Annotated in this window: 1 protein-coding gene and 1 tRNA gene; both read left to right on the top strand. The window is 25.4% G+C overall.

All coding sequences use genetic code 11. The annotated features are described in order from the left end of the window. Positions 1 to 341: 341 nt before the first annotated feature. Positions 342 to 415: transfer RNA gene (locus tag ACQY5W_RS13285), tRNA-Met, on the top strand. Between the two features lie 82 nt (positions 416 to 497). Beyond that, positions 498 to 634, top strand: a 137-nt coding sequence (gene psaD / locus ACQY5W_RS13280; RefSeq protein WP_428025450.1) for a photosystem I reaction center subunit II, incomplete at its 3' end; no start/stop codon positions are given.

Raw genomic sequence — 634 nt, 5'->3', positions numbered from 1 at the left:
TCAATTGAATTATCAACTTTTGGTGAATCTTCATCAACACCTTCTTGTGCTCTAACAGAGACTTTTTTTTTTTTAAAAAAAAAAGAATTTAATTTTTTTAAAAGGAAATGAATTTATTTACCAAAAGCAAAACTTGCAATTAATGCAAGAAATAATAAAAATTTAAATTTCATTATAATAAAATAGTCAATAAAGTAAAAATAATTCTAAAGTTATTTTTAATTTATTGACAAAATTGACTTTAATATGTTATTCTTAAGGCAAAGCTATAAGAAAAAATTAAACTTAAATTTTATAAATATTATTTAATAAATCTTTATAGATAATTAGATATTAAAAATCGCGGAGTAGAGCAGCCTGGTAGCTCGTTGGGCTCATAACCCGAAGGTCAATGGTTCAAATCCATTCTCCGCTATAAGTTTTGATAATTTTAATAAAAAAAAAGTTTTTTTATTAAAATTATATATTGAACATTAAATATTTATAAAGTTTTACAGATGACATTAAATTTACAAACACCGTTTCCTACTTTTGGTGGAAGTACTGGAGGCTGGCTACGTTCGGCTGAAGTTGAAGAAAAATACGCCATTACTTGGACAAGTCCAAAAGAACAAATTTTTGAAATGCCTACGGG

The sequence above is a fragment of the Arcobacter sp. genome (assembly GCF_050300555.1).
GTDB lineage: Bacteria > Campylobacterota > Campylobacteria > Campylobacterales > Arcobacteraceae > Arcobacter.
The sequence above is the reverse complement of the archived record's forward strand: the minus strand, read 5'-3'. Positions and strand labels throughout refer to the sequence as shown.